Below are 1800 nucleotides of genomic sequence, written 5' to 3'. Positions count from 1 at the left end.
CTCTCCGACCACACACCTCCACCGACGAAGTATACGCCGGGGAGCATCACCATCTTGCAGCTGAATGTGACGCGAAACTCCCGCTCAGCGCCTCCGCAGTCGAAATATTTCCCCTCTTCGGGAAAGCGCTGCCCGGTAATCACGACCCCCGAAACCGTACGGATATGCATCGCGAAAAAGACCCGCGAAATCGCCTGGGTGAGTTTGCCGCGCATGATGACGTCGTATTCGGTACCGGCCTTGAGAACATTACAACGACGGCCTTCTTTGTCGAACACCTCGAAAGCGTCAATTCGAGCACCTTGCTCCGGATAAACGGTGGTCGATTCAGGCACCATCCCCGCGTCGAAGTACTGGTCTTGCGCCGGAGCATCATGCGCAACGTCGAGCAAGGCACTCTCGACGGCAACCTTGTCCGTACCGATGTCACGAAATTCCTCAATCAATCGAGGCTGCTCTTCGACCGGCGCGTAGATCAATTTTTGATAAGCCCGCACCACCTCCATCGGCGATCCGGTACAGACGCGCTCCCCGCGCTCCATCAAGATCGCCCGATCGCATAGCTCGACAACCTGCGGCCCCGAGTGGGATACGAACAGTATCGAAGTGCCCTTGGCCTTCAACTCATCAAGCCGGGCGAAGCACTTGCGCTGGAAGCGCTCGTCGCCAACGGCCAGCGCCTCATCGACAATGAGGATGTCAGGATCGACCATCGCCTGGACGGCAAAAGCCAGGCGCACGATCATGCCGCTGGAGTAAGTCTTGACCGGTTGATGAATAAAATCGCCAATGTCGGCAAACGATGCGATGTCGTCGTAGCGCTCATCCACTTCCGTACGGCTCAGTCCCAGAATCGCGGCGTTCATATAGACGTTTTCGTGTCCAGTGAATTCCGGATTGAACCCCGATCCGAGCTCAAGAAGGGCACCGATCCGACCGACCGTCTGAACGTCACCAACTGTCTGGTTCAATGTGCCGCAGATGACCTGAAGCAGTGTCGACTTGCCACTACCATTACGGCCGACGATACCTACCGTCTCACCTTTTCTGATTTCGAACGAGACGTCCCTGAGCGCCCAGAATTCTCGATAATATTGTTTGCGCTGACCAGCAACCATCTGCATGAGCCGGTCACGTGGTTTGTCATAGATGTGATAACACTTGCTGACATTCTGCAGCGTGATCGCGATTTCAGAGGACATCAGCGAACCCCTTTCTAGTCTTCTGGAAAAAGGCGAACCCCAGGTAAGCCACTGCCACCGCTATGCACGCATAGATACCCAGCACCTGCCAATCAGGCTGCTGCCCGAAAAACAGCACAGCCCTCACGTTCTCGACTGCCACAGTCAATGGGTTAAGCATGAGCAGATGCCGATATTCTTCCGGCACTGCTGTCGCAGGGTAGAAAATCGGCGCTAGAAACATAAGCCCGCTCGTCACCAACCCAATGAAGTGCGCGACATCCCGCATGTAAACGCCGATAGCTGCCAGCCCCCACGACATGCCAAGGATGATCAACATCAGCGGCGCTATGACCAGTGGCAGATACATCAACGTGACTGGCGGTACGCCAAAGAAAACGCAGTAAGCCAGCAACCAGACAATCAAACTGACCAGCGCATGGAACAAGGAAGAGCCCGCGATCACGCACGGCAATATCTCCAGAGGAAACACGACCTTCTTGACGTAGTTGGCATTTGAAATTATCAAGTTGGGCGCCCGGGTGACGCACTCCGAGAACAGGTTGAAAACCATCAGGCCAGCAAACAGAATCAACGCGAACTCTGCTTTTGAATCACC

General features: G+C 55.2%; 2 protein-coding genes. Both read right to left on the bottom strand.

All coding sequences use genetic code 11. From position 1 onward, the window contains the following. Window positions 1–1202, bottom strand: a 1202-nt coding sequence (locus tag J5M66_RS26430; RefSeq protein WP_207817525.1) for an ABC transporter ATP-binding protein, incomplete at its 3' end; no start/stop codon positions are given. Further along, window positions 1192–1800 (bottom strand): ABC transporter permease (locus tag J5M66_RS26425; protein WP_207817524.1); only part of this gene is annotated, 609 nt, incomplete at its 5' end. The genes J5M66_RS26430 and J5M66_RS26425, both read right to left, overlap by 11 nt.

The sequence above is a fragment of the Pseudomonas sp. 67(2021) genome, from assembly GCF_017491835.1.
Classification (GTDB): domain Bacteria; phylum Pseudomonadota; class Gammaproteobacteria; order Pseudomonadales; family Pseudomonadaceae; genus Aquipseudomonas; species Aquipseudomonas atacamensis.
Note: the sequence above shows the minus strand (reverse complement) of the source record. Positions and strands in the feature narration are given on the sequence as shown.